Origin of the sequence: Actinomycetospora sp. NBC_00405, from assembly GCF_036044095.1 — a bacterium.
Lineage (GTDB): Bacteria > Actinomycetota > Actinomycetes > Mycobacteriales > Pseudonocardiaceae > Actinomycetospora > Actinomycetospora callitridis.
Window position 1 is genome coordinate 1760999 of the sequence record NZ_CP107938.1, and the last position, 26676, is coordinate 1787674.

A 26676-nucleotide genomic window follows, 5' to 3' on the forward strand; every position below is an offset into this window, starting at 1 on the left:
GGGTCGGCGGGTCGGCGGGTCGGCGGGCGAGCGAGGGCGTCCCTCGCTGCGTCCAGCGCACTCCGGGCGTCCCTCGCTCCGGCCATCGCGGCGGGCTCCGGGTGAGCGAGGGCGTCCCTCGCTGCGTCCAGCGCAGTCGGGGCGTCCCTCGCTCCACACCGCGAGGCGCCGCACGCATGGGTTCGCGGGTCTCAGTCGCGCCAGACGCGCTGGAGCATGTGCCAGTCGGCGGGGTGCTCGGCGATGTCGGCGGCGAAGTGGTCGGCGACGGCCTGGGTCGCGGCCGGGACGGCGCTGCGGGCGGGGACCGGCACCGGCGGGTGGATGCGGAACCCCCACCCTTCCCCCGACCCGTCCCCCGGGTCCTCGGTGAACCACAGCCCCACCGGCAGCAGCGCCGCGCCGGTGCTCGCGGCGAGCGCCGCCGGGCCGGGCGGCATCGTCGCCCGCCCGCCGAAGAACGTCACCGGCACGCCGTGGGCGGACAGGTCGCGGTCGGCGACGAGGCAGACGACCCGTCCCTCGCGCAGCGCCCGCACGAGCCCGCGCACCGGGGAGTCGCCGCCGGTCATCGGCAGGATCTCCATGCCGAGGGACTCGCGGTAGGCGACGAAGCGCTCGTAGAGCGACTCGGGACGCAGGCGCTCGGCGACGGTGGTGAAGCGCCCGGAGTGCGCGACGAGCCAGAGGCCCGCCATGTCCCAGTTGCCGGAGTGGGTCAGCGCCACGACCGCTCCCCGCCCGGTCGCGAGCGCGGCGTCGAGGTGCTCCTGGCCGTACACCACCGGCCGCCGGACCAGCGCCTCGTGGTCCATCCCCGGCAGCCGGAACGCCTCGCGCCAGTACCGCGCGTAGGAACGCAGGCCCGCCGCGGTGAGCGCGTCGAGCTCGTCGGGGCCGGCGTCGGGACGGACCCGCGCGAGGTTCGACCGCAGCCGCCGCACCCCCGGCCCGTCGCGGCGCGCGGCCAGGTCGGCGCCCGCCGCGAACGCCCACCGCGCCACCGGCTCGGGCACCGCGCGCACCAGCCCCCACCCCGCCGCGTAGCCCAGCTCGGCGGCGCGCTGCGCGGGGGTGACGAGGGACGGGGCGTCGCCGGTCGCCCCGTCCTTCGCCCTGTCGGTCGCCGAGTCGGTCACGCGGTCCCCCCGGAGTTCTCGGGACGGTCGGAGTTCTCGGGACGGTCGGCGTGGTCGGTGACGCCCGTCGCCGCGCCGTACTGCTCGCGCGCGCTGTGCCACACGGCCACGATGCGCTGCCCGACGGTGATCACCGAGCCGATCGTGAGCAGCCACAGCGCCACGTCGAGCGCGTAGGGCACGCCGATCCCGGTGAGCCCGACACCGGCGAGCCCGAGGATCAGGCGCTCGGCACGTTCCACCAGGCCGCCGTCGGCCCGCAGGCCCGCGGCCTCGGCGCGGGCCTTGATGTAGGAGATCAGCTGGCCGGTGATGAGGCAGGCCAGCGCGAGGCCCGCGAGCAGGGGCCGGTCCTGGGCGAACGCCCACCACGTGATCCCGGCGAAGACCGCGCCGTCGACGAGGCGGTCGCCGACGGAGTCGAGCACGCCCCCGAAGGGACTCGTCACCCCGCGCGCCCGGGCCATCGCGCCGTCGAGGACGTCGAGCAGCGCGAACACGGCCACGACGAGCGACGCCGCGAGGAGGTGCCCGGTCGGGATGAGCCACAGGGCCGAGGCGGTGGAGGCCACGGTGCCGAAGACGGTGACCGCGTCGGGGTGCACGCCGCGCCGGACCAGCCAGGCCGCGGTGGGCTCGACCCCGCCCTTGATCGCGGCGCGGGCCCACTGGTTGATCATGGCGAGGGCCACGCCGCGGCGAGGACGGACCGTGTCTCGGCGAGCAGCTGCGGGATCACCTTCGTCTGGCCGATGACGGTGATGAAGTTGGCGTCGCCACCCCAGCGCGGGACGACGTGCTGGTGCAGGTGGTCGGCCAGCGAGCCGCCCGCCACGTGCCCGAGGTTGATCCCGACGTTGAACCCGTGCGGGGCCGCCACCGTGCGCAGGGCCCGCACCGCCTGCTGCGTGACCGCGACGAGTTCGGCCGACTCCTCGAGGTCCAGCTCGTCGAGGCCCGCGACGTGGCGGTACGGCACGACCATGAGGTGCCCGGGGTTGTACGGGTGCAGGTTGAGCACGGCGTAGACGCGCTCGCCGCGGTGGAGCACCAGGCCGTCGCCGTCGTCGAGGGTCGGGATCCGGCACAGCGGGCACTGCCCGGACTCCTCGCCGGTGCCGGCCGCGCCCGCGATGTAGGCCATCCGGTGCGGCGCCCAGAGGCGCCGGAACCCGTCGGGGGTCCCGGCACCCCGGAGCTCGTCGAGATCCTCGGACTCCGCGATCTCCGGCCCTCCGTCACCGCTCATCAGGGCAGGAACTTCTCCGCGTCGGGTGAGGCGTTCTCGCGCCGGCGGACCCAGTCGACGACGGCGGCGACCGCGTCGTCGACCGGCACCCCGTTGCGCTGCGACCCGTCGCGGAACCGGAACGAGACCGCGCCATCCCATCTGGTCCCGTCGCTTCGCTCGCCCGAAGCGTCGGCGTCCTTGCCCCCGGCGAGGAGCAGGAACGGCACCTTCAGCAGCGTGTGGTTCCGGATCTTCTTCTGCATCCGGTCGTCGGAGTCGTCGACGTCGACGCGCAGGCCCTCGGCGCGCAGGCGCTCGGCGATCTGCGCGACGTACTCCGCCTGGTCGCCGGACACCGGGATGCCGACGACCTGCACCGGCGCCAGCCAGGCCGGGAACGCGCCCGCGTAGTGCTCGGTGAGCACCCCGAAGAAGCGCTCGATCGACCCGAACAGCGCGCGGTGGATCATCACCGGCCGCTGGCGCGACCCGTCGCTCGCGGTGTACTCGAGCTCGAAGCGATCGGGCAGCATCAGGTCGACCTGGATCGTCGACATCTGCCAGTAGCGCCCGATGGCGTCACGGGCCTGCACGCTGATCTTCGGCGCGTAGAACGCGGCACCGCCCGGGTCGTCGACGAGGTCGAGCCCGAAGCTCGAGGCCGCCTCGCGCAGCGCGTCGGTGGCGTCCTCCCACTCCTGGTCGGTCCCGATCGACTTCTCCGGGTTGCGGGTGGAGAGCTCGAGGTAGAAGTCCTCGAGGCCGTAGTCGCGCAGCAGGTCGAGGACGAACGTCAGCAGCGAGGTGATCTCGCCGGCCATCTGCTCGCGGGTGCAGTAGATGTGCGCATCGTCCTGGGTGAAGCCCCGCGCGCGGGTCAGGCCGTGGACCACGCCGGACTTCTCGTAGCGGTAGACCGTGCCGAACTCGAACAGGCGCAGCGGCAGCTCGCGGTAGGACCGCCCGCGCGCCCGGTAGATCAGGTTGTGCATCGGGCAGTTCATCGGCTTGAGGTAGTAGTCGATGCCCTGGCGCTTGACCGTGCCGTCCTCGGCGCGCTCCTCGTCGAGGTGCATCGCCGGGAACATGCCCTCGCGGTACCAGTCGAGGTGACCCGACGTCTGGAACAGCTCGCCCTTGGTGGCGTGCGGGGTGTTGACGAACTCGTAGCCGGCCTCGGTGTGGCGCTGGCGGGAGTAGTCCTCCAGCTCCTTGCGGATGATCCCGCCCTTGGGGTGGAACACCGCGAGCCCGGAGCCGATCTCGTCGGGGAAGCTGAACAGGTCGAGCTCGGCGCCGAGGCGGCGGTGGTCGCGGCGCTCGGCCTCCGCGACGCGCTCCAGGTAGGCGTCCTGCGCCTCCTGCGACTCCCACGCCGTCCCGTAGATGCGCTGCAGCTGGGCGTTGCGCTGGTCGCCGCGCCAGTAGGCCGCCGCGGAGCGCAGCACCTTGAACGCCGGGATGTACCCGGTGGTCGGGATGTGCGGGCCCCGGCACAGGTCGCCCCACACGCGCTCGCCGGTGTGGGCGTGCACGTTGTCGTAGGCGGTGAGCTCGCCGGCGCCGACCTCCATGATCTCCGACGATTCCACGGGGTCCTCCTCCGAGGACGTGCCCTTGAGATCGACCAGCTCGAGCTTGAACGGCTCGCCCGCCAGCTCCTCGCGGGCGGCGTCGAGCGAGGCATACTCGCGGCGCACGAACCGCTGCTTGGCCTTGACGATCTTGCGCATCGCCTTCTCGAGGGCCTCGAGGTCCTCGGGCGTGAACGGGCGCTCGACCGCGAAGTCGTAGTAGAAGCCGTCAGTGATCGGCGGCCCGATGCCGAGCTTGGCGTCCGGGAAGAGCTGCTGCACCGCCTGGGCCAGCACGTGCGCCGCCGAGTGGCGGATCACGGCGCGGCCGTCCTCGGTGTCGGCGGGCACCGGGTCGACGTCCACGTCCTCCTCGGGCGCCCAGGCGAGGTCCTTGAGCACACCGTCGGGGGCCCGGACGACGATCACGGCCTCGTGCCCGGCGAGCGGCAGCCCGGCGTCGCGGACGGCCTGGCCGGCGGTGGTGCCCGCCGTCACCCGGACGCTGTCGACGACGGCGGGGCGGGGCGGGGCGGGCGAGGACACGGCGGATCTCCGAAACATCGAGGGTGGTCCGTCGAGCTTATCGAGCGCCCGCGAGCACCGTGTCCGCCCGGCCCGAGCGGGGCGTCCCCCGCCCCACCACCGCCTCCAGGAAGGCCGCGATCGCCCGCACGGCGGCGAGGGTGCGGGGGGTGGGCACGAGGTCGAAGCCGTGCTGGGCGTGCGCGAGCTCGGCGTGCACCACCGGCGCCGTCGACACCGCCCGCAGCCGGCTGACGAACGCGCGGCTCTGCGCGGGCACGACGATCGCGTCGGCGGAGCCGTGCAGCACCATGAACGGCGGGGCGTCGGGGTGCACGCGCGCCGCCGGGGAGGCGGCCACGTACGGGTGGGCGTCGTCGACCAGCGCGGTGGGCATCATCGTCTCGGCCAGCAGCTCGTCGAGGGTGCCGCTGCCGTCGTCGTTGGTCAGGTCGTAGATGCCGTAGAGGCACACGGCGGCGGCGACCGACGTGTCGGCGTCCGGGAACCCGGGCTGCCAGGCCCCGGGGGTGAGCGCGGCGAGCGCGGCGAGGTGGGCGCCGGACGACCCGCCCGTGATCGCGATGCGGGCCGGGTCGCCGCCGTGGTCGGCGATGTGGGCGCGGGTCCAGGCCAGCGCGCGCTTGACGTCGACGATCTGCGCGGGCCAGCGCTCGGCGGGCCCGAGGCGGTAGTCGACGCTGACGCACACCCAGCCGCGCTCGACCATGTGCGCCATCAGCGGGTGGGCGTCGGCGGCCTTGCTGCCCGACGACCACGCCCCACCGTGGATCTGCAGCAGCACCGGCGCCCGGGCGTCGGCGGGCAGCAGCGGGTCGCGCCAGACGTCGAGCAGGTTCGCCACCGGGTCCGGGCCGTAGGCGACGTCGCGGGCCGTCGCGTACCAGTGGCGCGCGAGCACGGAGCGCACGACGCCGGCCCGCGCCGGGAGCTCCACCGGGCCGATCTCGGCGCGCAGCGCCTCGGCGAGGACCTCGGAGTCGGCGTGCGCCCGGCGGTCCAGGGTGAGCAGCACCCCGACCGCGCCCGCGGTCACGGCGAGCCCCGCCTGCCCCGCCGGGTTCCACAGCGCCCCGCGCCGGGCGGCGACGGCCGCCGCCGAGCCGAGGAGCACGGCCGTGGCGCGTGGGGTCTCGGTGGCGGTCGAGGACAGCAGGCTGCCCAGGACCGCGGCCGGCCAGCGCCGGGTCAGCGGCCCCAGGCCCGCGCCCGCGATCAGGGCGGCGACCGCGCCGACCGCGAGCGCCGGCCGGGCGCCGGGCGCCCGGAGCGCCGCGAGGAGCGCCTGCGCGGACCGGTGCACCCCACCATCCTGGCCCTCCGCCCGACGGGGCCCGCGCCACGGCCCGGGCGAGTCGCGCAGGACACGGCAGGCACGAGGCGGAAGAGAAGGTGACGGGGCCCGCCATCGTCCCTCCTGGCGTCTTCGCCCGATCCTGCGACACTGGGCGCGTGAGCGACGGTGTGTGCGCGGCGTCGGACGCCCCGCGACGGCACCCCTGGGCCGACGTCCCCGACACGGCCCGCGACCGGCTGCGCCCCGTGGTCCTCGGCACCGGCGACGAGATCATCGCCGAGGTGCGCGCCGAGGTCGCCGAGTACGCGCTGTCGATGAACGGCGAGTTCGGCCGCCGCATCCGGCTCGGGGTCTCCGTGGCGCTCGACCAGTTCCTCGACCTGCTCGGCACCGACGCCGCCCTGCCGGACACCACGGTCTACTTCGAGCTCGGCCGCGTCGAGCACCGCCACGGCCGCACCATGGACGCCCTGCAGAGCGCCTACCGCATCGGCTCGCGGGTGCTGTGGCGCCGCATCGCGGGCACGAGCGGCGAGCACGGGCTCGAGGCCGAGTCGATCTTCCGCCTCGCCGAGGCGCTCTTCGCCTACATCGAGCAGCTCGCCGCGGCGTCCGTCTCGGGCTACGCCTACGAGCAGTCGCTGGCCGCGGGGTCACGCCAGGCGCGGCAGCACGCCCTGGTCGAGCGCCTGTGCCGGACGCCCGCCCCCGACGGCGCGGAGCTCGAGGCGCTCGCCCGCGAGGCGGGCTGGTCGACGCCGAAGACGGTCGCCGCGCTGGTGACCAGCGAGGAGTCACTGCCGCTGGTGTGCCGGCGCCTGCCCCCGGACGTCGCGGGGTCGGTCGTCGACCGCCTGGGCGTGGTCTTCCTGCCCGATCCCGAGGGACCGGGGCGGCTCGAGGTCGTGGCCGACGCGCTGCGCGGCACCACGGCGGTGCTCGGGCCCACGGTGGAGCCCGACCAGGTGCCGCGCACCGTCACCCGCGCCCGCGCCACCTGGGCCCTGCACCTCGAGGGCCACCTGGGCGACGAGGGCCTCGTGCGCTCCGAGGACCACATGCTCGCCCTGCTCCTGCACGCGGACGTCACGCTCACCGCCGACCTCGTGGCGCAGCGCCTCGAGCCCCTGCGGCGCATGACGTCGGCGGCCCGCGACCGCGCGGTGACCACGCTGACGGCCTGGCTCGACGCACACGGCGACGTCGGCGAGGCCGCGACGCGCCTGCACGTGCACCCGCAGACCGTGCGCTACCGGCTCGCGCGCCTCAAGGAGGCGTTCGCCGGGGTGCTGGACGACCCGGTGGGCCGCCTCGAGGTCGCCCTCGCCCTGCGCGCCGGGGGGCCCGCCCTCGCGGAGGGCTGAGCCACCCGGCGCGAACGGGGCGTTTGCTCGCATAGAAGCAGCGAACAGCGCGTTCGCTGCAACCAGACCGTCAGGCCGCGGCCGGGGCGGCGGCGTCGAGCGACTCAGCGCGCCGGCGGCCGAACGGCAGCGCCCGCAGGCGCCGCTTGGCGAGGCCCTTGTGGCCGCCGGGGAACGACAGGCGGGCGATCTTGGCGAGCACGCCGCCGTACTGCTTCCACATCGGTCCCGCGTGGTAGGGCAGCCCGTAGCGGCGGCACAGGTCGCGGACCTGCGGCGCGATGGTGCCGTAGCGGTTCGAGGGCATGTCGGGGAACAGGTGGTGCTCGATCTGGTGCGAGAGGTTCCCGGTCATGATGTGCAGGAGCTTCGAGCCCTCGATGTTGGCCGAGCCCAGCATCTGCCGGACGTACCACTCGGCCTGCGTCTCGTTCTCGAGCCGCTCCTCGTCGAAGGTCTCCACCTCGACGGGGAAGTGACCGCAGAAGATCACCGCGTGGGACCAGACGTTGCGGACGAGGTTGGCGAGCAGGCCGCCGACCAGCGCCGGGACGAACGAGGGCCCGGACAGCGCGGGGAAGACCACGAAGTCCTTGAGGGCCTGCTTGCCGGCCTTGCGGCCCATCGCCTTGAGCTCGGGCATCTTCTCGGCCCAGGTCTTCTCACCGCGCTGGACCTGGTCGATCTCGAGGTCGAAGGCCGCGATGCCCCACTCGAAGATCATGGCGAGGCCGGCGTTGGTGAAGGTCTGGAACAGGTAGATGGGCTCCCACGGCTGGTCGGGGTCGACCCGCAGCACGTTGTAGCCGATGTCCCGGTCCTTGCCGTGCACGTTGGTGTACGTGTGGTGCAGGTAGTTGTGCGTCTGCTGCCAGCTCCGGGCCGTGGAGACGTGGTCCCACTCCCAGGTGGTGGAGTTGATCTCCGGGTCGCGCATCCAGTCCCACTGGCCGTGCAGGACGTTGTGGCCGATCTCCATGTTCTCGAGGATCTTGGCCAGGGCCAGCGACGCGGTGCCGACCAGGAACGCCGGCGGGAACAGCGCGCCGAGCAGCAGGACGCGTCCCGCCGCCTCGAGGCCACGCTGGGTACGGATGACGCGGCGGATGTACCGCGCGTCGTCGTCGCCGAGCGACGACATGACCTGGTCACGCAGGACCTCGAGCTCGGCACCGAGGCGTTCGATGTCCTCGGTCGACAGGTGCTCGGTCGACGGCGTGATGTGCGCCGTGCTGGCCCCGGGGCGGCCGGGACCCATCGGCGTCTTGGCCTGGTTGATGCGGGTGATGTGCTCGGGAATGGTCTCGAGGGTGGTCACGAGGCCTCCTCTGTCCTACGGGAGTCCGGGGGGAGCTGGGCGAGCGCCCGTCGGCCCGCTGCTGATCACGTCCCCGACGGTAGGGACCGCGCCGACGCACGGGCTACGCGAGGAGTGAGGACTCCGGGGCGAAACCTGTTGCATGACCTCAAAGCCGGGCCTTACACCGCTGCCGGGCCGCCGGATCCGTGACCTCGCCCACGTCCGGGCGGTCTCCCGGCCGCGTCTCAGCAGCGTCCGAGCAGCTCCACGAGCTCCGCCACCGACGCCGGGTGCCGCGGCGCGTTGCGGCTGACCGGGTCGGCCAGCGCCGTGCGCGCCAGGGCCTCGCGGTCGTCGGGGGCCGCCCCCAGGTCGGCCACCGAGACCCGCGTGTCGACCTGCTCGAGCAGTCCTCCCAGTGCGTCGGGCAGGGCGGCGGGCCCGGGCAGGCCTGCGGCTTCGGCGGCGCGCCCCCACCCCGCGGGGTCGGCGTCGAGCGACCAGGCGACGACCTCGGGCAGCACGGCGGCCAGGGCCGGCCCGTGCACCGCGCCGGTGTGCAGGCTCAGGGCGTGCGCGAGCCCGTGCACCAGGCCCAGCCCGCTGCGCGTGAGCGCCTGCCCGGCCAGGTGCGCCGCCACGAGCATCTCGGCGCGCCCCCGCGGGTCGCTCCCGTCGGCCACCGCCACGGGCAGCCACACCCACGCCCGGCGGACGGCCTCGGCGGCGAAGGCCTCGGACATCGGGTCCCGGCCCCGCGAGGCCAGCGACTCGATGCCGTGCACCAGCGCGTCGACGCCGGTCGCGGCGGTGGCCGCCGCGGGCAGGCCGAGCGTGAGCTCCGGGTCGAGCACGGCGACCCGGGGCACGACGCTCGCGTCGCCGCAGTAGACCTTCTGCCGGTTCGCGGGGTCCTCGAGCACCCCGAAGCCGTTCGTCTCGGCCCCCGTGCCCGCGGTGGTCGGGACGGCCACGAGCGGGAGCCCCGCCGCGGGCGTCACCCCGCTGCCGTCGGCCCGGGCGCCGGGCGACGGCGCGAGAAGCGCGATGCCCTTGGCGGCGTCGAGGCTCGACCCGCCCCCGAGCGCGAGCACCGCGTCGAGGCCCAGGGCCCGCGCGTGCTCGGCGCCGTCCTCGACGACGGCGACCGTCGGGTTGCCGCGCACCGCGTCGAACACCTCGACGACCGCGCCGGTCGCGGCGAGCGGCCCGACGACGGCGTCCACGACCCCGGCGGCGCGCAGGCCGGGGTCGGTGACCACGAGCACCCGCCGCGCGGACAGCGCGGCGAGGTGCCCGGGGATCCGGGCCACCGCGCCGGGCCCGAAGTCGACGACCGGCCCGGGGCCGGACAGGAACGCGGTGCCGGCGGCGACGCCGGCGCAGGGGGCGTGGATGTCGGTGCGGTCGGCCGTGCCGGTCACGGGACTCCTCGTGCGGGTGGCGGTGTCGCGGGGTTTCTGTCTGTGGGTGGCGATCCCGGCTCCGCGGGGGGGTCGGAGCCGGGACCGCCGTCTCGGGGGTGCCCGTCAGGCGAGCACGGCGCCCAGCCCGGGCACCTCGGGCACGACGAGCATGCCGTCGGGGTCGGGGCGCAGCGGCTCGGCGAGCAGGAAGTCGCGGCGCTCCGGGGTCCAGCCGCCGGCCGGGTCGTCGGGGAACTCCAGGTAGGGACCGGCACCGACGCCCGCGGCGACGTGCAGGTTCGCGAGCAGGCCCAGGCCGTTGGTCCAGGTGTGCGGGGTGAAGCGGCGGTGCCGCGCGCGGGCGGCCTCGGCGAGCTGGCGGGACCGCGTCATCCCGAGGGCGAGCACGACGTCGGCCTGGTAGACGTCCAGCGCGTCGGCCTCGAGGAGCGCCAGGGTCTGCGGCAGCGAGTCCAGCATCTCCCCCGCCGCGATCCGCACGCCCGGGTTGTCCGCGCGCAGCAGGCGGTGGCCGTCGACGTCGGCGTAGGGCAGCGGCTCCTCGACCCAGGCGACGTCGTACTCGGCGAGGCGGCGCACGATGCGGCGGACCTCGGCGAGCTCGAGCGGCTCGGTGACGTCGCCGCCCATCCGCCAGGCCTGGTTGAGGTCGACCATGATGTCGAGCCGGTCGCCGACGGCCTCGCGGACGGCGGCGACGGCGGCGACGCCCTGGCGCAGGCGCTGCGGGTGAGCCCGGATCTTGACCGCGCGGATGCCGTCCTCCACCAGCCGGTGGGCGTCCTCCGCCCGGCGCCCGGGCGGCTGCTCGGAGCACCAGGACGCGTAGACGGGCACGCGGTCGGTGACGCCGCCGAAGAGCGTCGCGACGGGGAGGCCGGCGACCTGCCCGACGATGTCCCAGATCGCGGACTCGAGCGGCCAGAACCGGCCGGCGTGGAAGCCGATCGACTCGATGCGGCGCACCTGCAGCTCGGTGGCGAGCGGGTCGGTGCCGAGGAAGAGCTCGCGGTAGCCGTCGAACCCCGCCATGGTGTCGCCCGAGCCGACGCCGACGACGCCCTCGTCGGTCTCGACGCGGACGATCGTCGCGTCGAACCGGGTGCGGGGCTCGGGGTCCCAGGCGGCGTGGCAGGGCGGGTCGAGGACGGTCTCGCGGTGCTCGAGACGAATGTCGGTGATCTTCACGTCGGCCTGTCCCCCTCGCGGTCCGGCGCGGGTCAGTAGAGGAGCCGCCGACGGGTGGAGCAAGAATCCGTGCGGTGAGCGCAACTCCGCTGCTGGGGACGGGCCTGCTGGGGATGGCCGTGCTGGGTCTGCACCTCGCCGCCGTCTGGTTCTGCGTCGGGCTGGTCTGGGTGATCCAGCTGCTCGTCTACCCCGGGTTCGCCGACATGGTCGGGGGCGACTGGGTGGCGGTGCACGACCGGCACACGCGGATCATGGGTCTGCTGGTCAGCGGCCCCTGGGCGGTGCAGGGGCTGACGTGCGCGGTGCTGCTCGTGTGGCAGCCGCCCGGCGTCCCGTTCGTGCTCGCGCTCGCGGCGGGGCTGTGCGGGGCCGCCACGGTCGGCGTGACCGTTGCCGTCTCGGTGCCGTGCCACCGGCGGCTGGCGCAGGGGTGGGACCCGACGGTGCACGCCCGGCTCACGCGCACCAACCGGTGGCGCACCGCGGCCTGGACGCTCGGCGGGGTCGTGGCGCTGGTGATGCTGGGGTCGGCGTCGCTGGGACCGGCGTCATGACCCGCCCCCGCTCGGCGGGGCTGCGCCGCGACATGGAGCTGCTCGACGTGCTGTCCTCGCCCGAGGCCCTGACGGCCGGGCTCGGCGTGGCCCGGGTGGCCGAGGAGACCGGTCGCCAGCCCAGCCAGGTGTCGCGGGCCCTCGCCGCCCTCGAGGAGGAGGGCCTCGTCGAGCGCGACCCGGCGAGCCGGCGCTACGCCCTCGGCTGGCGGCTCTACGCCTTCGCCGCCCGCACCACCGAGGCCCGCCTGGTCGCGCTGGCCCGCCCCGCGCTGATCGCCCTCGCCGCGCGCACCGGCGAGCAGGCGTCGCTCTGCCGCCTGCACGGGGCCCGGGTGGCCACGCTGCTGACCGCCGACGCCGCCGGTGGGCCCGCGCGGGCGCGCTTCGACGTCGACGACATCCCGGCGGCGACGACGTCGACGGGCCGGGTACTGCTCTCCGAGCGCGACGAGGCGGCCGCCCGGGCGGTCGGCGCCGATCCCGAGGTCCTCGCGCGGGTGCGCGCCGCGGGTCACGCCGTGGTGGACGGCGAGTTCGACCCCACGCTCGCCGGCGCGGCTGCCCCGGTGCGCGGGTTCCACGGCGGGATCGTCGCTGCGCTGACCGTCTCCGGCCCGGCGCCGCGCCTGCGCCCCCACCTCGCCGCCCACGCCGCCGCCACCGCCGCGGCCGCGAGCGACCTCTCCGCGCACCTCTCTTCCCCGTGAGCGGAGTTCCCGGCCATGGCCGGGAACTCCGCTCACGTACGGGGCAGGAACCAGACGCCGAGGCCGACGAGGGCGACGGCGCCGCCGAGGACGCACACGCCGATCCAGCCGCCCGCGGGGTAGACGACCGACGTCGCCGCCGAGGCCAGCGTGCCGCCGATGAACACCGAGGTCATGTACGCGGTGGTGATGCGGCTGCGGGCCTGCGGGGCGAGCGCGTAGATCACGCTCTGGTGGCTGATCTGCAGGCTCTGCTGGGCGAGGTCGAGCACGACGACGCCCGCGATCAGCGCCACGATCGACGCCCCGCCGAGCCCGAGCAGCGCCCAGCTGGCCACGAGCACCACCAGCCCCAGGGTGACGACGAGCCGCCCGTGGCCGCGGTCGGCGAGCCGGCCCGCGAGCGGCGCCATCGCCGCCCCCGCCAGGCCCGCGAGGCCGAACAGGCCGACGACCGCCGGGCCGAAGCCGTAGGGCGGCGCGGAGAGCAGGAAGTCGGCCGAGGTCCACAGGATCGTGAAGCACCCCATGCCGACCGCGCCCAGCAGCATGCGCCGGCGCAGCTCCGGCTCGTGGCGCACGAGGCCGAGCACCGAGTCCAGCAGGCGCGGGTAGCTCGTCGACTCGGTGGGCGGGACGACCGGCAGCATCAGGCGCACCACCACGGCCAGCACCACCATGACGCCGGCGGCGAGCGCGAAGACCCAGCGCCACCCGCCGGCCTCGGCCACGAACCCCGCGACCGTCCGTGCCCCGAGGATGCCGATCAGCAGGCCGCTCATCACGGTGCCGACGACGCGACCGCGCTCGTGGTCGCCGGCCAGCTGCGCCGCGAGCGGCACCGCGACCTGCGCGACGGCCGAGGTCACCCCGACCAGCGCGACGGCCGTGGCGAGCAGCGCGAACCCGGGCGCCGCCGCGGCCAGCCCGAGCACCACGGCGCACCCGAGCAGCAGCAGGCTCACCAGCCGCCGGCGCTCCAGCAGGTCACCGAGCGGGACGACGAAGGCGAGCGCGAGCGCGTACCCCACCTGGGAGGCCGTGACGAGCAGCGCGGCGGTGCCGTTGCCGACGCCGAACTCCCCGCCGATCGTGTGGAGCAGGGGCTGCGCGTAGTAGATGTTCGCCACCGCGGCGCCGCACACCACGGCGAGCAGCAGCGTGCGGGCGCGCCCGATCCCAGTGGTGGATTCGGCGGTCGAGACGTCGGCGCTCACCGCACGACCGTGCCGCAGGACGCGATCACGGACCCGTGGTCGAGACCGATCCCACCGTCGTCGTGTCCGGACCGTCACGGCACGTCCGGTTCGCGGCCGGCCGTCGCACCCGACGCGGGAGGCCGGCGCGGGCGGCGTCGAGCACGTCGTCGTCCTCCCGGTCGCCGTCGCCGTCCGTGACGGTCACGGTCGCCGGCCCCACCCGCAACGTCCCCGAGCCCAGCGCGGCGCACCGCACCCCGGCGCGCCCGCGGAGGGCGGCGTGCGCGCCCGGGGCGAGCACCACGTCCATCCAGGCGCACGGCGCCGCGGGACGGCCCCCGCCGAGGCGCACCGGCCCGTCGCCCGAGTCGAGGGCGAACTCGCGGGCGCGCAGGGCCTCGACGTCCAGCCCGCGGGTGAGGATCGTGCGGCGGGCCGCGACGGGATCGAACGGCGGGACGCCGAGCTCGGCGGCGACGGCATCGAGCGCCTCGATGGCGAGCACGGTGACCGCGGCGTCCCGGTGCGCGGCCTGCCCCGCGTAGCGGTCGCCCACCACCCCGAACCCCGCGCGGACCTCGATGACCTCGGGCGTGCTGGTCGGCACCGCCACGGGGCCGTCGCCCGGGCGCCCCTCGTACGCGTGGCCGCTCGAGACGACGAAGCCGACGATCTCGATGCCGATCACCGCGCCCACGGTAGGCCGGACCGGGGTGGGGCGGCTCACGCCCGCCGGCCCGGCCGCCGTCGCTGTGCCGAACGCCGGAACCGGCTCTCAGCCGTCTGCTGATCGAGGCGACGAAAGCGCAGGTGAGTGACACTCCGGCGTCAAAGCGACATCCAATTTCTCACGATGGTGTAACGAAATCCCGTCTGTGTACGGTATCTCTGACAGGTCGCCCACCGATCGGGTGAGCAGCGACCACGGACGTGGGTACACGGTGACGCGAGTGAGGTGACGTGGCGAGCAACCAGGCCGTACGGATCGGACCAGCGGGCGCGACGTCGCCGCGCACCTCCGACCCCGCCGACCCGGTGACCCGTCCCGTGGGTCTCCGCACCCGCCCGGCTCGCCGCTCCTCGGACCACGACGCGGCCACCATCACGCTGCGCACCACCATCGCGCCGGCGCCCGCGCCCTCCCCCACGCCCGCCGCAGCACCCAGGGCGAAGGCCGAGGCACCGAAGGCGAAGGCGACGGCCGCTCCCCCCTCGCCCCGCACCGGCCGCAGCAGCCGCCGCGCGACGGCCGCCGCCACGGCGGTCACCACCGTCAGCGTCCTGGTGCCGGCCCACAACGAGGAGGCGGGCATCGCGGCCACGGTGGAGGGCCTGCTCGCGCAGGACGTCCCCGAGTGGCTGCACATCGCCGAGGTCGTCGTGGTGGCCAACAACTGCACCGACCGCACGGCCGAGATCGCCCGCCGCTACCCGGTGACGGTCGTGGAGATGGCGCACAACCCGGACAAGAAGGCCGGCGCGCTCAACCACGGCTGGCGCGAGACCGCGCGCGGCGCCGACCTCGTGCTGACGATGGACGCGGACACCGTGCTGCTGACGGACACGGTGGCGGCGATGGCCGACGAGCTGCGCGGCAACGCCGTGCTCGGCGCGGTCTGCGCCCGGTACTGGGCGACGCCGGGCCGTGGCCTGGTCTGGCGGCTGCAGCGCCTCGAGTACACCCGGTACGACGACCTGCGCGACCTGCGCCGCTGGAGGGTCTCGGTCGCCAGCGGCGCCGCGGCGATGTACCGCAACGTCGCGCTCGAGGCCGTCGCCGCCCACCGCGAGGCCGGCGAGCCGTGGGACGGCACGTCGCTGATCGAGGACTACGCGCTCACCCTGGAGCTCAAGGCGCGCGGCTTCCGCGTTGCCGCCGCTCGCCAGGCGCACGTCTACACCACCCCGCCCGCCTCGTTCCGCGAGCTCTGGGTGCAGCGCATGCGGTGGGGACGCGGCGGGATGGACGAGTGCCTCAAGCGCGGCTGGTCCACCTCGACGCGGCTGGACTGCCTGTCCTACATCCTGTTCGGCTTCAGCGTGTTCTTCCGCGTGCTGTTCCTGACGATGCTCGCGCTGATGATCATTTACGCGGTGCCGTTCCGGTACGCGCTGATCGGGCTCATCCCGCTCGGCGTGATGTGGCTGGAGCGGATGACGTCCATGTGGCGGGTCCCCGACCGCGGGTGGCGCGACGTCGTGCTGTGCGCGGTGCTGGTGGTCGAGGACTTCTACGGGTTCTTCCTGGAGCTGTGCGCGGTGGTCTCGGCGTGGCGGTGTCTGAACGCCCGCCGCCAGGCCTGGTAGTCGGATCGGGATCGTCGAGAGAATCGGGAAGAGGACGGATGTACGGCGAGCACTCGATGTACCTCACGAGCGCGGTCGGTGGCGGCACCACCGGCTTCGCGCTGGCCGCGGCCACGGGCATCAACGCGATCGCGGCGGTGCTCATGGCGGTGACCGTGCTGTTCACGCTGCTGCTGGTGGTGCGGATCGTGCGCCGCAGCCTGCGTCCGTTCCGCTGAGGTCGCGCAGGCGTGTCCTTCGACGACCGGCGTCGCAACGTCCGCTCGCTGCTGTTCTTCCTCCTCGCGCTGCTCGGCACCGTGGTGATCTCGGTGGCCTCGTCGGTCGTCGCGACGAGCTCCGAGCGCGAGAGGGCGCTCGTCGGCCCCCGCTACGTCCCGACGGCGCTCGACCGGGCGCTGCCGCCGACGACCGGGACGGCAGCCGGGCCCCGGGTCGCGCTCACCTTCGACGACGGCCCGTCGCCGCAGCTGACCCCGTACGTCCTCGACGTCCTGGCCGCGAAGCGGGTGCCCGCCACCTTCTTCCTGCAGGGCGACCAGTCCGAGCGGTACCCCGATCTGGTGCGCCGCGTGCAGGCGGAGGGCCACGTCGTCGCCAACCACGGCTGGGACCACGCCTACTTCCCGGACCTGACCCCCGAGGAGGCCGAGAGCGAGATCGTGCGGACCAACGAGGTGCTCACCGAGATCACCGGCCAGCGGCCGAACCTGTTCCGGTACCCGTTCGGTCAGGGCTCGGCCGCCGGTGACGCCGCCCTGGCCCGGCTCGGTCTCGGTGGCGGGGTGCACTGGAAGTGGACCTCCGACCGGCCCGGCGACTTCGAGTGCCCGGGGCCGCAGGCCCTCGTCGACCTCCTGGTCACCGAGGCCACCGACCAGGCGATGATCCTGCTCCACGACGCGGGCGACACGCTCGAGTGCCCGCCGAACCAGCTCGAGTACCTGCCGCAGGCCATCGACGAGCTGCGCGCCCGGGGCTTCACGTTCGGCGTGGTCGCTCCGTCGCCGGTGCCCTCCGCGGTCAACCGGGGCTCGCTCGCCGCGGTGGTCCCCCGGTGAGGGCACTGCTGATCCTGCTCGCCGCCGCCCTGTTCGCCGTGTCGTGCGCGCAGGCCCCTGCCAGCCAGAGGACGTCCGCGCCCACGCCGTCGCCGCTCCCCGACGCGTTCGCCGACCGGCTCGTCGCCGACGGTGTGCCGGACCCGTTCGGCGCCGGCGGGCCGCCCGACGCCCTCGCGTGGACCAGCGCCATCCAGGCACCCAACCGCCAGACCGACCGCGACGTCGGCGCGGCCGGGATCGCGCACGGGCTGCTCGCCCTCGCCGCGGCCACTCCCGACCCGGCGGCCCGCGAGCGCCACCTCGCCGGGGCCCGGTCCGCGGGCGACTTCCTGCTGGGCGCCTCGCGCGGCGGCCGGGTGCCCGACTACGTCAACCCCGACGGGCCGGCGGCCCGCGCCTACACCTCCTTCGACGACGGCGCGGCCGGCGTCGCCGAGGTGCTGTGGCGCCTGGGCGACGCCACCGGCGACGACCGCTACCGCGCGGGCGCCCGGGACTCGCTGCGCTGGGTGCTCGACCGCGCCGAGGGCGTCGACGGCCTGCCGTGCCCGCAGATGTGCCGGTGGGCCTGGGTCGACGGCGGGAGCGAGCCGCCCTCCTACCGCCACGGCATGGGCGAGGGCCAGGCCGGCATCGTCTACGCGCTGTCGGTGATGGCCGAGCGCACCGGCGACCCGGAGCTCGCCGCCCACGCCGCGGGGGGCGCGGCGTACCTGTCCAGCCGCCTCGACGACGACGGCGGGCTGCCCGAGCGCGCCGACGAGCCGCGGCGCAACACCGGGTTCCTCTCGGGCACCGCCGGCGCGGCGTTCGTCTTCCTGCGGATGTACCAGGCGACGGGCGACGAACGCTGGCGCCGGGACGCGGAGGCCGCGCTCGGCTTCCTCGACCGCACCGCGCAACCCGCCGGCGGAGGCCTCACCTGGCCGATACTGCTCGGCGCCGGGTCGGCCGCGCTGACGCCGGACAACCCGAACAGGGCCACGGGCATGGAGGAGGGCGCGGCCGGGATCGGCTGGGTGTCGCTGCAGGCCCACGCGATCCTCGGCGACCCCCGCCACCTCGAGCGGGCGCGCGGCGCGGGCCGGTGGCTCGTCAGTGTCGCCCTGGACGAGCCGGTCGGCCTCGCGTGGGCCGAGTACGAGGGCAGCCGGACCGTCCACGCCTCGACGAACAGCGGCGCCGCGGGCACCGGCTGGTTCCTCGACTCCCTGGGCCGCGTGACCCGCGACGGCGAGTTCATCGCGGCGGCGCGCGACGCCCGCGCCTGGCTGCTCGCCGTCGCCACCCCCGACGGGCACTGGGGTGCGACCCGTCAGGACGGGACCTGGACCCTGGCCCGCGAGCCCTCGTGGCACTGGGGCTCCGCGGGGGTGATCGGCTTCCTGAGCCGGCTCGCCGGCGGTCCCGTCGACAGCCCCGGGATGCAGGAGGTCCTCGTGCCGCTGGAGGGCCCGGCCACCGGATAGGCGGGCCCGCGGCGGGAAATTAGTTCCCGATCGTCCGCCGCCGGGCCGGTGTCCGCGGGGGTTGACTCGATGTCAGCCGGAGTCGTGTGTGCGACCCCGGGACGTGCACCGACATCGAGGAGGCTCCCGTGACCGTCGTGGACCTGGTGGTGCTCGCGGTGGTCCTGATCGCCGCGCTGCGCGGCTGGCGCCGTGGCGGCACCGGACTCGTCCTGCGCGCCGCCGGCGCCGTGGCCGGCGTGCTCATCGCCGGCGCGCTCGCCCGCTGGCTGGTCCCGCTGCTCGTCGCGCCCGACGCGACGGTCTCGCGCGGGGCGATCATCATCGGCGCCGCGCTCGTCGGCGCCCTCGTCGGCTGGGGTGTGGGTCGCCGTCTCGGCGAGACCCTCGCCGCACGTCGCGGCGGCGGGTTCCGCCGGCCCGGTCTGCCGGACCGCGCCCTCGGCGTCGTCGCCCACGGCGCCCTCGCGCTCATGCTGCTCGTGCTGGCCGTCGGTGTCGTGTCCGCGTTCGGCCCCACCGGGCTGGGCGATGCGGCCCGCGACAGCTCCCTGCTCGGCGCCGCCGCGCAGCACCTGCCGAACCCGCTCACGCTGCTCCCCTCCGGGAACGCCACGCTCGCCGACGGGGGTGCGCGATGACCTCGAAGACCACGGCCCGCTCCACCCTCACCTGGCCCCGCCTCGTCGGCGCGGCCGCCGTCGGCCTCCTGCTCCTGACCTGGCTCGCCTCCGGCTCGTTCGTCATGGCCCTGCTCGTGCTCGTCCTCGTCGCCGGCACCGCCGGGCTGGGGTGGATGGTCGTGTCCTCCACCGGGCGCGGCCCGCGCGGCGGCGACGGCTCGTCCCCGGTGCTCGAGGCGCTGCCGACGACGGACCTCGCCCCGCCCACGGCCTCGGCCCGGGTGCGTCGCGCCGTGCGCGGGCTGCTCGGCCGGCCCTGGGTGCACGGCGACGGGCTGATCCGCGCGGCCGCCCGCCGGCTCGCGTCCGAGGAGTCGCTGGTGTGGACGCCCCGCGGCCAGCGCGTCGCGGCCCCGCACCTGTGGGTGGAGTTCCACCCCGACGACCTCGCCGACGTGGCCTCCCGCTGGCCGCTCGAGGTGCTCGCCGACGAGCTGCTCTCGGGCTACCTCGAGCACGCCCGCGACACCGACGCGCGCCGCCTCGCCGAGCGCACCTTCCTGCACCTGCTCGCGGGGGCCGACGTCCCGGTCGGGCGCGTGCTCGTCACCGCGGCCTTCTCGCGCCCCGCCGCGACACCCGTGGCGACGGCCTCGGCGGTGGACCCGACCCCGTCGTCGCTGTCGTCCCCGCCGGCGGCAGCCATCGCGCCGCCCCCCGTCGCGGCCGACGGCTCCGGCCGTCCGCCGTCCTCACCCGGGCCTCGCCCGGCCGTGCCGCGGGCAGGCGGCCGGCCCGGGCGGGCTCTTCCGCCCCCACCTCGGCCGGCTCAGGCGCGGGGGCCGGCCGGGGCTCCCCGGGACACCGTCGGGGGGTCCCGGGGAGCAGGCGGTGCCCGCTCCCCGCACGCCGAGGGGCACGCCGAGGGGCACACCGAGAAGCACACCGGCGAGCCCGGGACACGGACGACCGTGGTCACCCCGACCGCGGGTCCCCGGCCCGGATCCCGGCCCGGGGCGACGCTCGTGCAGCGGGTCGCGGGCATGGCCCGCGACGCCGCCCGGGACGCCGCGCGCGGCCGCGCCCCGACCCCGGTCGGCGGTCCCCGCGACGAGGAGACCCGCGCCCGTCCCCGCGTATCCTGGGGTCGGCCGGCGGATCCCCGCCGCGACGGGGGCGGCTAGGGGCAGCACGGCCCTCCCGCCCACGGTGGACGGGAGGTGTCGTGACTCGACCGGTCGCCCGCGCTCCGCAGGCCCCCTCTCCGGGGACCCCGCGCATGGCCCTCGGCGGGCTCACCGTGCTCGACGTCCGCACCGAGCGCGCCCAGTCGGTCCCGTGGGGCGAGCGGGTCACCATCGGGCGCGGCGACGGCACCGGTCGACGGCGCGACGAGGGCGCGGGCGCCGCGCGGCACGTCGCCGTGCCCGACGACCGCGTGTCACGCCTGGCCGTCGAGATCGAGGTCCGCGACGACGCCTACCTGATCATCAACCGGCAGCGGCACGGTGGCCTGCTGACCCTGTTCGTGCCCGGCGTCCCCGGCAAGGACCGCATCCGCACCGGCAACGGCCTGCTCGTCCGCGACGACCGTTCCTCGCTGGGCCTGTGGTTCCCGGACGGCCAGGAGCTGACCCTCGCGTTGTTGCGCTTCGCCCCCACCGCGGCCGCGGGCGTCACCACCAGCGGGGGCCTCGCCGGTGGCCGCACCATCGACACCTCGCTGCCCACCGCCGAGACGTGGTGGTCGGTGCTGGTCGCGGCCTGCGGGCCGACGCTGATCGCCGCCGCCACCGCCGGGGCGGGCAACGCGTCGCGCGAGGTGCACGGCGACGCCGACCAGATCGCGGAGTGGCACCGCGCCGAGGGCCGTCCCGCGCCGAGTCCCAAGACGCAGAGCGAGGCGTTCCGGCACGCCCAGCGCTGGCTGCGCGGTCTGCGGCTCAACGACAAGACGCGCGGCTGGCGCATCGCGGTCGTCGAGCAGGTCATCCACCTGCGACTGGTGACGATCGACGACGTGCGCCTGCTGTTCCCCAGCCAGGCACCGCGGACCATCCGCTGAGCGACTCGGTGCGCTACTCGGTGAGGTCGCTGGTCCGGCAGCGGACCGAGCGGGTCCATTCCGCGATGCCGTCCACGGGATGGGACCCTCACCCCCGGGGCCACCGAGCGTGTCGAGGAAAACCTACCGAACGTCCGGTGAACTGAATCGGTCGACCGTTCGTCGCCCTCCTCGCACGTCATACCGAGTTGTGTGTCACTCGGTTGTGTCAGAGTGGACGAATGTCACGCGAGGGGGACGGGACGATTCCGGAGGGTGGCCCAGCCACCCCTGACGCCATACGCCACGCGCCGGGCTATCTCGCCCGGCGCCTCCACCAGGCCTACACCGCCGCTTGGGCCCGCAGGGTCGATCCGGTGCTCACCGGACCTCAGTACGCCGTGCTCATCACGGTGGACGCCCACCCGGAACTCGATCAGGGCTCTCTGGCCCACACCGTCGCGCTCGACCGCTCCACCATGGCGGACGTGTGCCGGCGGCTCGAGGACCGCGGACTCATCGCGCGCACGCAGGCGCCTGCGGACGGGCGGCGCAAGCTGCTCGGGCTCACCGACGACGGACGGGAGGCCTTGGCCCGGGTGCACCGCCGGGCACGCGAGCTCGAGCAGGAGCTGATGGCGGAGCACGCCATGGACGTCGATCAGCTCCTCGTCCACCTGGACGCCCTGTCCCGGCGATGGGAGACCGTCGCCTCCGCGGGGCCGTCCGGCTGATCCGCCCGGCTCAGCGCCCCGGACCCTGGCGCTGACCGTCCTGGCGCTGCGCCCTCATCAGCAGGATCGCCGCGCCCGCCACGAGCGCCGCGGCCAGCGCGACCGTGAAGATCGCCCAGGGCACGAAGGCCCCGGTGGCCAGGGCGAACGCCCCGAAGTACAGGGCGGCCGCGGCGTAGACCGCGATCTGCAGGCGACACAGGAACCGGTTTCGGTCGGTGTCGTTCGGCGGCCACGCGATGCCCGGCATGCGCAGCACCGTACGCGGCGCTCCCGACCGCACCCCGCTCAGGCCGCCGGCGCGAGCGCGGGGGCCTCCTGGGCCTCCTGGGCCTCCTGGGTCTTCTGGGTCTTCTGGGCCTCGACGTCCGGGGCCGCGGTCACCGGCACCTCGTGGAACGCGACCAGGGCGAGCCCCGCCAGACCGGCGAACACCAGCGCCCCGCCGGTGGCCGCCCACCCGAGGCCGGCGGTGAAGGCCGTCCCCACCGCGTCGAACAGCTCGGGGGTCGGGCCCGCGGCGATCGCCTCGGTGATGCCCGTCCGTGCGGCGTCCGCGAGCGGCGCCGGCGTCCCGGGCGGGACCACCAGGTCGTCGCGGTACACCCCCGTCGCCAGGCTGCCGAGCGTCGCGACGCCGAGAGCGATGCCGAGCTCGCCACTGGTCTCGGACAGCGCGCCGGCCGAGCCGGCCTTCTCCTCGGGCACCGAGCCGACGAGGAGATCCGTGCCCAGCGCCGTGGGCAGCGCGATCCCCACCGAGGCGAGCAGGAAGCCGCCGAGCAGGACCACGGTGCCGCCGCCCTCCCCGGCACCGAGCAGCCCCACGACGGCCAGGCCGACGGCGCCGATCAGCAGGCCGCCCGCCATCACCCGCGCCGGGCGGATCGACCGCGCCAGCCGCGGCGCGAGCAGCGAGGCCACGACCATGGCCGCCTGCAGCGGCGCGAGCACCAGGCCGACGGTGAGCACCGAGAGGCCCGCGACGAGCTGGAGGTACAACGTGAGCAGCAGGAACGTGCCGGCCATGACCACGCCGCCACCGAGCCCGATGCCCAGCACGCCCGCCGGCGCGCGGTGGCGGAACAGCCGCAGGTCGAGCAGCGGGTCGTCGAGGCGGAGCTGACGGCGGACGAACAGGGCGCCGACCACGAGGCCGACCACCAGCGACGCGAGCGCCCCGAGCTCCGGGCCCGTCGCCGCCAGCGACTTGAGCCCGTGGACGACGGCCAGCACGGCGCCGAGCGAGAGCGCGACGCTGACGAGGTCGAGGCGCCCGGCGCCCGTGTCGCGCGACTCGGGCAGGAGCACCGGCCCGAGGACGAGCAGCAGCGCCATCACCGGCACGCCCATGAGGAAGGCCGCGCCCCACCAGAACGCCTCCAGCAGCACGCCGCCGATCAGCGGACCGATGGTCATGCCGCCCATGAAGCAGCTCATCCAGATCGCGATCGCCGTCCCCCGGGCCCGCGGGTCGGGGAACATCGTCCGGATCAGCCCGAGCGTCGAGGGCATGAGCGTGGCCCCGGCGATCCCGAGCAGTGCGCGCGTCGCGATCAGCATCGCGGGGCCGTTCGAGAACGCGGCGATCACCGAGGCGACGCCGAAGGCCGCCGCCCCGAGGAGCAGCAGCCGGCGACGCCCGATGCGGTCGCCGAGCGTGCCCATCGTGACGAGGAAGCCCGCGATCATGAAGCCGTAGACGTCCATCGCCCAGAGCTGTGCGGTCGGCCCGAGGCCGAGGTCGGCGGACAGGGCGGGCAGCGCCAGGTAGAGCACGCTCATGTCGAGCGAGAGCAGCAGCGTCGGCAGCGCCAGGACGGCGAGCCCGATCCAGGCTCGGCGTCCGGTCGTCGCGGGCGGGGCCATCGGGTCCTCCTCGGGTGGGAACGGGGAGGACGTAGCAGCGTCTGATCCTAGAAAACAACCACACCGTACTGTAGAGATACTAGATCGGCGGCCGTACCGTCGCCCCCGTGCCCGCCACACCCGTCGTCGACCACCTCGTCGTGGCCGCCTCCGACCTCGCCCACGGCGTGCCGGCCCTCGAGGAGCAGCTCGGGGTCCGGCTCGGAGCGGGCGGTCGGCACGCCGGCTTCGGCACCCACAACGCCCTGCTCGGCCTCGGCGGGAGCACCTATCTCGAGCTGATCGCCGTCGATCCCGACGCCCCCGCGCCGGGTCGGCCCCGGTGGTTCGGGCTGGACGACCCTGCCGTGCGGGCGCGCCTCGCCGACGGCCCGCGGCTGCTGCACTGGGTCGCCCGCCCCGCCGTCCTCCCGCCCGGCCCCGACGACCACGGCGAACGCCTCCGGCTCTCCCGCGACGCGCTGTCGTGGACGCTGACGGTGCCGGCCGACGGCGAGATCCCCGGCGGTGGGCTGGTCCCGAGCCTCATCGCCTGGGACGGGGCCCACCCCACCGACGGGATCCCCGACGCCGGCGTCCGTCTCGAGCGCCTGGTCCTCGTGACGCCCGACGCTCCCGCGCTGCGCCGCCGGCTCGCGGGTCTCGGGCTCTCGGGCTGCGTCACCGTCGCCGACGGACCGCCGCTCCTGCGCGCCGAGATCCGGACGCCCGACGGCCCCGTGGTGCTGGAGAGTTAGCCACCCGACGGGTGCTGCCCGACCGACGAGGCGTCGAGGCCGGCGGAGTCCGCGGACACCCGGCGGGTGCCGCGGCGCGCGACCTCGCTGAGGAGCCAGCGCGCGACGTCGATGAGCTTGAGGTTGGTGCTCTGGGACGACTCCACGAGCATCTGGAACGCCTCGGTCTCGTCGACCCCGAAGCGTTCCATCAGGACGCCCTTGGCCTGGCCGATGACGTCCCGGCTGTCGACGGCCCGGCCGAGGTGGACGGCCTGCTCGCTGCCGTGCAGGAGCATCGCGGCCTGGACACCGAACAGGCCCGCCAGCAGCCGCGCCTCGGAGTCGAAAACGCCCGGCTCGGCGGCGTAGAGGTTGAGCGCGACGCGCATCCGCCCGTTCGTCGTGAGCTGGGTGGAGAGCATCGAGCGGTAGCCCGCCGCCACCGCCGCGGGTGCGAACCGGGGCCACCGCTGCGCGTCGACCCCGGCGAGGTCCTCCGCGATCACCGCGCCGTCCTCGGCCGGGGACTCGAGGGCGGTGACGCAGGGACCCTCGTGGAGCTCGCCCTGCAGCCGGTCCAGCTCGGAGATGCCGCGGCTGGTCGGGTTGCGGGAGTCGACGATCCCGTCCTCCGTCACCGACAGGCCGCCGGCGGTCGCGCCGGGCACCGTCTCCACGGCCGCCGAGACGATCTCCGACAGCGTCTGTTGGAGATCCCGGATGCTGCGTCGGTCCAGGAGGGTCCGGGCTGCTCTGCGCAGAGCGACGACGAGCTGATCAGCCTGCCCCGGGTACACCGTGCTGCCCCACCTTTGCGGTCGCTACGAGAGGCGGGGCGGCAACCGGACGACGTACCGCACTGCCGGTCTCGGACGCGCGCGCCGACGACCCGTCCCGGGCGGGGTACCGGGGACCGTCGGCGCGGAGAGACCTGGCAAGCGCCGGCCTCGCCTGCGCCCCGATCCACGAAGCGGCCGTCTGCTCGACCGCGGCGCCGCTACTTTACTGGTACAGCGAGTGACGGTCACCCTGGGACGCCGGCGTGACGTCCGCCGACCTCGTCCGCGCCGTGCGTCCGATCGTGGGACTGCTTCCCGAACGCCCGGCCCGGACGACGAGCGCCGTCACGCGGCCCCGTACAGGTCGCGCAGCAGGGCGATCTCCGCGCCGTGGTGGATCACTTCGCGCTGGGTGTGCAGGACGATGGCGGCGGTGGTCCACCCCTCGAAGGGACTTCCGGGCGGGCCGGCGGGGTGACCGCGGTCCAGGCGACGGCGGGACCACCGAACCTCTCGAGCCCCATCTCGAGGAGCGCGCTGACGTGGGCGAGCCGCCAGGCGATCGTCGTCACCGGCGGGGGTTCGGGCGGCGGGATCACGACGTCGCTCACGAACCGGGCGTCGTCACGACTCCACCGCACCGTCCACGCCCCGGCGACGGGCTCCCGGAAGTACTCGGCGTCGGTCAGCCCGTCGAGCCGAGGGCGCAGCTGTCGCGACCAGTGCGTCCGCAGCTGCGCCGCGATCTCGGCGTTCCAGTCGATGTCCATCGACCCGCCGAGGGTGGCAGTGCACGCCCGGGCGGACGAGCGGATTCCCGGGTGACTCAGCCCGACTGGTGGACGATCTGGATGAGGTTGCCGCAGGTGTCGTCGAGCACGGCGGTGGTCACCGGGCCCATGTCGACGGGCTCCTGGGTGAAGGTGACGCCGAGCGCGCGCAGCCGGTCGTACTCGACCTTGACGTCGTCGACGGCGAACTGCGTGAAGGGGATGCCGTCGGCGACGAGCGCGTCCTTGAAGGGCTGCACCGCCGGGTGCCCGCCGGGCTCCAGCAGCAGCTCGGTGCCGTCGGGGTCCTCCGGGGACACCACGGTGAGCCAGCGGTCCTCGCCGCCCAGCGGGATGTCGTGCTTCGTCGTGAACCCCAGGACGTCGACGTAGAACCGCAGCGCCTTCTCCTGGTCGTCGACGAAGACGCTCGCGATGTGGATCCTCACGTCGGTTCCTCTCCCCTGTCCCCCGCGAGCCAGCGCTCGACGATCGTCCGCAACGGCCCGGTGTTGATGTGGTGGAACTTGTACCGGCCCTCGCGCGTGGTCTCGACGAGGCCGGCGGCCTCCAGCACGTCGAGGTGCTGCGAGATCGCCTGCCGCGTCGAGCTGAGCCCGTGCTTCATCGTCAGGCGGCCACAGAGCTCGAAGAGCGTCTGACCGTTCCGGTCGGTCAGCTCGTCGAGGATCGTGCGCCGGGTGGGGTCGGCCAGGGCCTTGAAGACGTCGCCCACGGCGAGAACATTAGGCAAGTCGCGACTTGC

At 75.2% G+C, this 26676-nt stretch carries 28 protein-coding genes; 12 read left to right on the forward strand and 16 right to left on the reverse strand.

All coding sequences use genetic code 11. The features are described 5' to 3' along the window. Positions 1-191 precede the first annotated feature (191 nt). Genes OG774_RS08685 through OG774_RS08705 form a run of 5 tightly spaced genes read right to left on the reverse strand, consistent with a single transcriptional unit; the run spans position 192 to position 5793 of the window. A complete protein-coding gene (locus OG774_RS08685) occupies positions 192-1139 on the reverse strand; it encodes a phosphatidylinositol mannoside acyltransferase (protein ID WP_328308577.1) in 948 nt (315 codons plus the stop codon). Continuing rightward, positions 1136-1831, reverse strand: coding sequence for a phosphatidylinositol phosphate synthase (pgsA, locus tag OG774_RS08690; RefSeq protein WP_442873961.1), 696 nt, complete (start codon positions 1829-1831; stop codon positions 1136-1138). Before pgsA ends, OG774_RS08685 begins: the two co-directional genes overlap by 4 nt. After that, positions 1816-2388, reverse strand: a complete 573-nt coding sequence (locus tag OG774_RS08695) for an HIT family protein (protein ID WP_328308579.1) — start codon at positions 2386-2388, stop codon at positions 1816-1818. The genes pgsA and OG774_RS08695 overlap by 16 nt, the downstream gene beginning before the upstream one ends. After that, positions 2388-4508, reverse strand: coding sequence for a threonine--tRNA ligase (thrS, locus tag OG774_RS08700; RefSeq protein ID WP_328308581.1), 2121 nt, complete (start codon positions 4506-4508; stop codon positions 2388-2390). The genes OG774_RS08695 and thrS overlap by 1 nt, the downstream gene beginning before the upstream one ends. Before the next feature lie 19 nt (positions 4509-4527). Then, a complete protein-coding gene (locus OG774_RS08705) occupies positions 4528-5793 on the reverse strand; it encodes an alpha/beta hydrolase (protein ID WP_328308583.1) in 1266 nt (421 codons plus the stop codon). A 149-nt stretch (positions 5794-5942) separates the two neighbouring features. Here OG774_RS08705 and OG774_RS08710 point away from each other — a divergent pair, with 149 nt between their 5' ends. Then, complete coding sequence (locus OG774_RS08710; RefSeq protein WP_328308585.1) at positions 5943-7151, forward strand: PucR family transcriptional regulator; 1209 nt, start codon at positions 5943-5945, stop codon at positions 7149-7151. Positions 7152-7221: 70 nt separating this feature from the next. Here OG774_RS08710 and OG774_RS08715 read toward each other — a convergent pair whose 3' ends face one another. The 3 genes from OG774_RS08715 to OG774_RS08725 form a co-directional block, all read right to left on the reverse strand. Then, positions 7222-8373, reverse strand: a complete 1152-nt coding sequence (locus tag OG774_RS08715) for a fatty acid desaturase family protein (RefSeq protein WP_274192267.1) — start codon at positions 8371-8373, stop codon at positions 7222-7224. Positions 8374-8696: 323 nt separating this feature from the next. Beyond that, complete coding sequence (locus tag OG774_RS08720; RefSeq protein ID WP_328308587.1) at positions 8697-9875, reverse strand: iron-containing alcohol dehydrogenase family protein; 1179 nt, start codon at positions 9873-9875, stop codon at positions 8697-8699. Positions 9876-9980: 105 nt separating this feature from the next. Beyond that, on the reverse strand, positions 9981-11066 hold the full coding sequence (locus OG774_RS08725) for a mandelate racemase/muconate lactonizing enzyme family protein (protein ID WP_328308589.1): 1086 nt from the start codon (positions 11064-11066) through the stop codon (positions 9981-9983). Between the two features lie 74 nt (positions 11067-11140). On the opposite strand from OG774_RS08725, the gene OG774_RS08730 reads away from it, so the two are divergent. Further along, a complete protein-coding gene (locus OG774_RS08730; RefSeq protein WP_328308591.1) occupies positions 11141-11623 on the forward strand; it encodes a hypothetical protein in 483 nt (160 codons plus the stop codon). Next, a complete protein-coding gene (locus OG774_RS08735) occupies positions 11620-12333 on the forward strand; it encodes an IclR family transcriptional regulator (RefSeq protein ID WP_328308593.1) in 714 nt (237 codons plus the stop codon). The genes OG774_RS08730 and OG774_RS08735 overlap by 4 nt, the downstream gene beginning before the upstream one ends. Before the next feature lie 32 nt (positions 12334-12365). On the opposite strand, the gene OG774_RS08740 is transcribed toward OG774_RS08735, so the two are convergent. Continuing rightward, positions 12366-13550 carry an MFS transporter gene (locus OG774_RS08740; RefSeq protein WP_328308595.1) on the reverse strand — a complete coding sequence of 395 codons (1185 nt, stop codon included), beginning with the start codon at positions 13548-13550 and terminating at the stop codon, positions 12366-12368. A 25-nt stretch (positions 13551-13575) separates the two neighbouring features. Then, positions 13576-14220, reverse strand: a complete 645-nt coding sequence (locus tag OG774_RS08745) for an MOSC domain-containing protein (RefSeq protein WP_328308597.1) — start codon at positions 14218-14220, stop codon at positions 13576-13578. A gap of 272 nt (positions 14221-14492) precedes the next feature. Between OG774_RS08745 and OG774_RS08750 the strand changes: the two genes are divergently transcribed. From OG774_RS08750 to OG774_RS08785, 8 genes are all read left to right on the forward strand, one after another. Next, the gene (locus OG774_RS08750) at positions 14493-15839 is read left to right on the forward strand and encodes a glycosyltransferase (RefSeq protein ID WP_328308599.1); all 1347 of its coding nucleotides are present in this window, start codon (positions 14493-14495) and stop codon (positions 15837-15839) included. A gap of 38 nt (positions 15840-15877) precedes the next feature. Continuing rightward, positions 15878-16057 carry a hypothetical protein gene (locus OG774_RS08755; RefSeq protein ID WP_274197092.1) on the forward strand — a complete coding sequence of 60 codons (180 nt, stop codon included), beginning with the start codon at positions 15878-15880 and terminating at the stop codon, positions 16055-16057. Positions 16058-16069: 12 nt separating this feature from the next. Next, positions 16070-16900, forward strand: coding sequence for a polysaccharide deacetylase family protein (locus OG774_RS08760; protein ID WP_328308604.1), 831 nt, complete (start codon positions 16070-16072; stop codon positions 16898-16900). Then, complete coding sequence (locus OG774_RS08765) at positions 16897-18372, forward strand: lanthionine synthetase LanC family protein (protein ID WP_328308607.1); 1476 nt, start codon at positions 16897-16899, stop codon at positions 18370-18372. Before OG774_RS08760 ends, OG774_RS08765 begins: the two co-directional genes overlap by 4 nt. 128 nt (positions 18373-18500) lie before the next feature. Beyond that, positions 18501-19013: a CvpA family protein gene (locus OG774_RS08770; protein WP_328308609.1), complete on the forward strand. Its 513-nt coding sequence runs from the start codon at positions 18501-18503 to the stop codon at positions 19011-19013. Beyond that, positions 19010-20179 carry a hypothetical protein gene (locus OG774_RS08775; protein WP_328308611.1) on the forward strand — a complete coding sequence of 390 codons (1170 nt, stop codon included), beginning with the start codon at positions 19010-19012 and terminating at the stop codon, positions 20177-20179. The genes OG774_RS08770 and OG774_RS08775 overlap by 4 nt, the downstream gene beginning before the upstream one ends. 41 nt (positions 20180-20220) lie before the next feature. Then, the gene (locus OG774_RS08780) at positions 20221-21060 is read left to right on the forward strand and encodes a hypothetical protein (protein ID WP_328308613.1); all 840 of its coding nucleotides are present in this window, start codon (positions 20221-20223) and stop codon (positions 21058-21060) included. Between the two features lie 356 nt (positions 21061-21416). Next, entirely contained in the window at positions 21417-21773 is a 357-nt protein-coding gene (locus OG774_RS08785; protein ID WP_328308615.1) for a MarR family winged helix-turn-helix transcriptional regulator, read from the forward strand. A gap of 10 nt (positions 21774-21783) precedes the next feature. On the opposite strand, the gene OG774_RS08790 is transcribed toward OG774_RS08785, so the two are convergent. Continuing rightward, positions 21784-22023, reverse strand: a complete 240-nt coding sequence (locus tag OG774_RS08790; protein ID WP_328308617.1) for a hypothetical protein — start codon at positions 22021-22023, stop codon at positions 21784-21786. A 38-nt stretch (positions 22024-22061) separates the two neighbouring features. Continuing rightward, positions 22062-23642: an MFS transporter gene (locus OG774_RS08795; protein ID WP_328308619.1), complete on the reverse strand. Its 1581-nt coding sequence runs from the start codon at positions 23640-23642 to the stop codon at positions 22062-22064. 107 nt (positions 23643-23749) lie between these two features. On the opposite strand from OG774_RS08795, the gene OG774_RS08800 reads away from it, so the two are divergent. After that, positions 23750-24379, forward strand: coding sequence for a VOC family protein (locus OG774_RS08800; RefSeq protein WP_328308620.1), 630 nt, complete (start codon positions 23750-23752; stop codon positions 24377-24379). On the opposite strand, the gene OG774_RS08805 is transcribed toward OG774_RS08800, so the two are convergent. The 4 genes from OG774_RS08805 to OG774_RS08820 all read right to left on the reverse strand — a co-directional run bounded on the left by OG774_RS08805 (position 24376) and on the right by OG774_RS08820 (position 26646). Continuing rightward, entirely contained in the window at positions 24376-25158 is a 783-nt protein-coding gene (locus tag OG774_RS08805) for a GAF and ANTAR domain-containing protein (protein WP_328308622.1), read from the reverse strand. The genes OG774_RS08800 and OG774_RS08805 overlap by 4 nt on opposite strands. Positions 25159-25538: 380 nt before the next feature. Continuing rightward, entirely contained in the window at positions 25539-25910 is a 372-nt protein-coding gene (locus OG774_RS08810) for a hypothetical protein (RefSeq protein WP_328308624.1), read from the reverse strand. 56 nt (positions 25911-25966) lie between these two features. Beyond that, positions 25967-26359 carry a VOC family protein gene (locus OG774_RS08815; RefSeq protein ID WP_328308626.1) on the reverse strand — a complete coding sequence of 131 codons (393 nt, stop codon included), beginning with the start codon at positions 26357-26359 and terminating at the stop codon, positions 25967-25969. Then, positions 26356-26646: an ArsR/SmtB family transcription factor gene (locus OG774_RS08820; protein ID WP_328308628.1), complete on the reverse strand. Its 291-nt coding sequence runs from the start codon at positions 26644-26646 to the stop codon at positions 26356-26358. Before OG774_RS08820 ends, OG774_RS08815 begins: the two co-directional genes overlap by 4 nt. Positions 26647-26676: the final 30 nt, after the last annotated feature.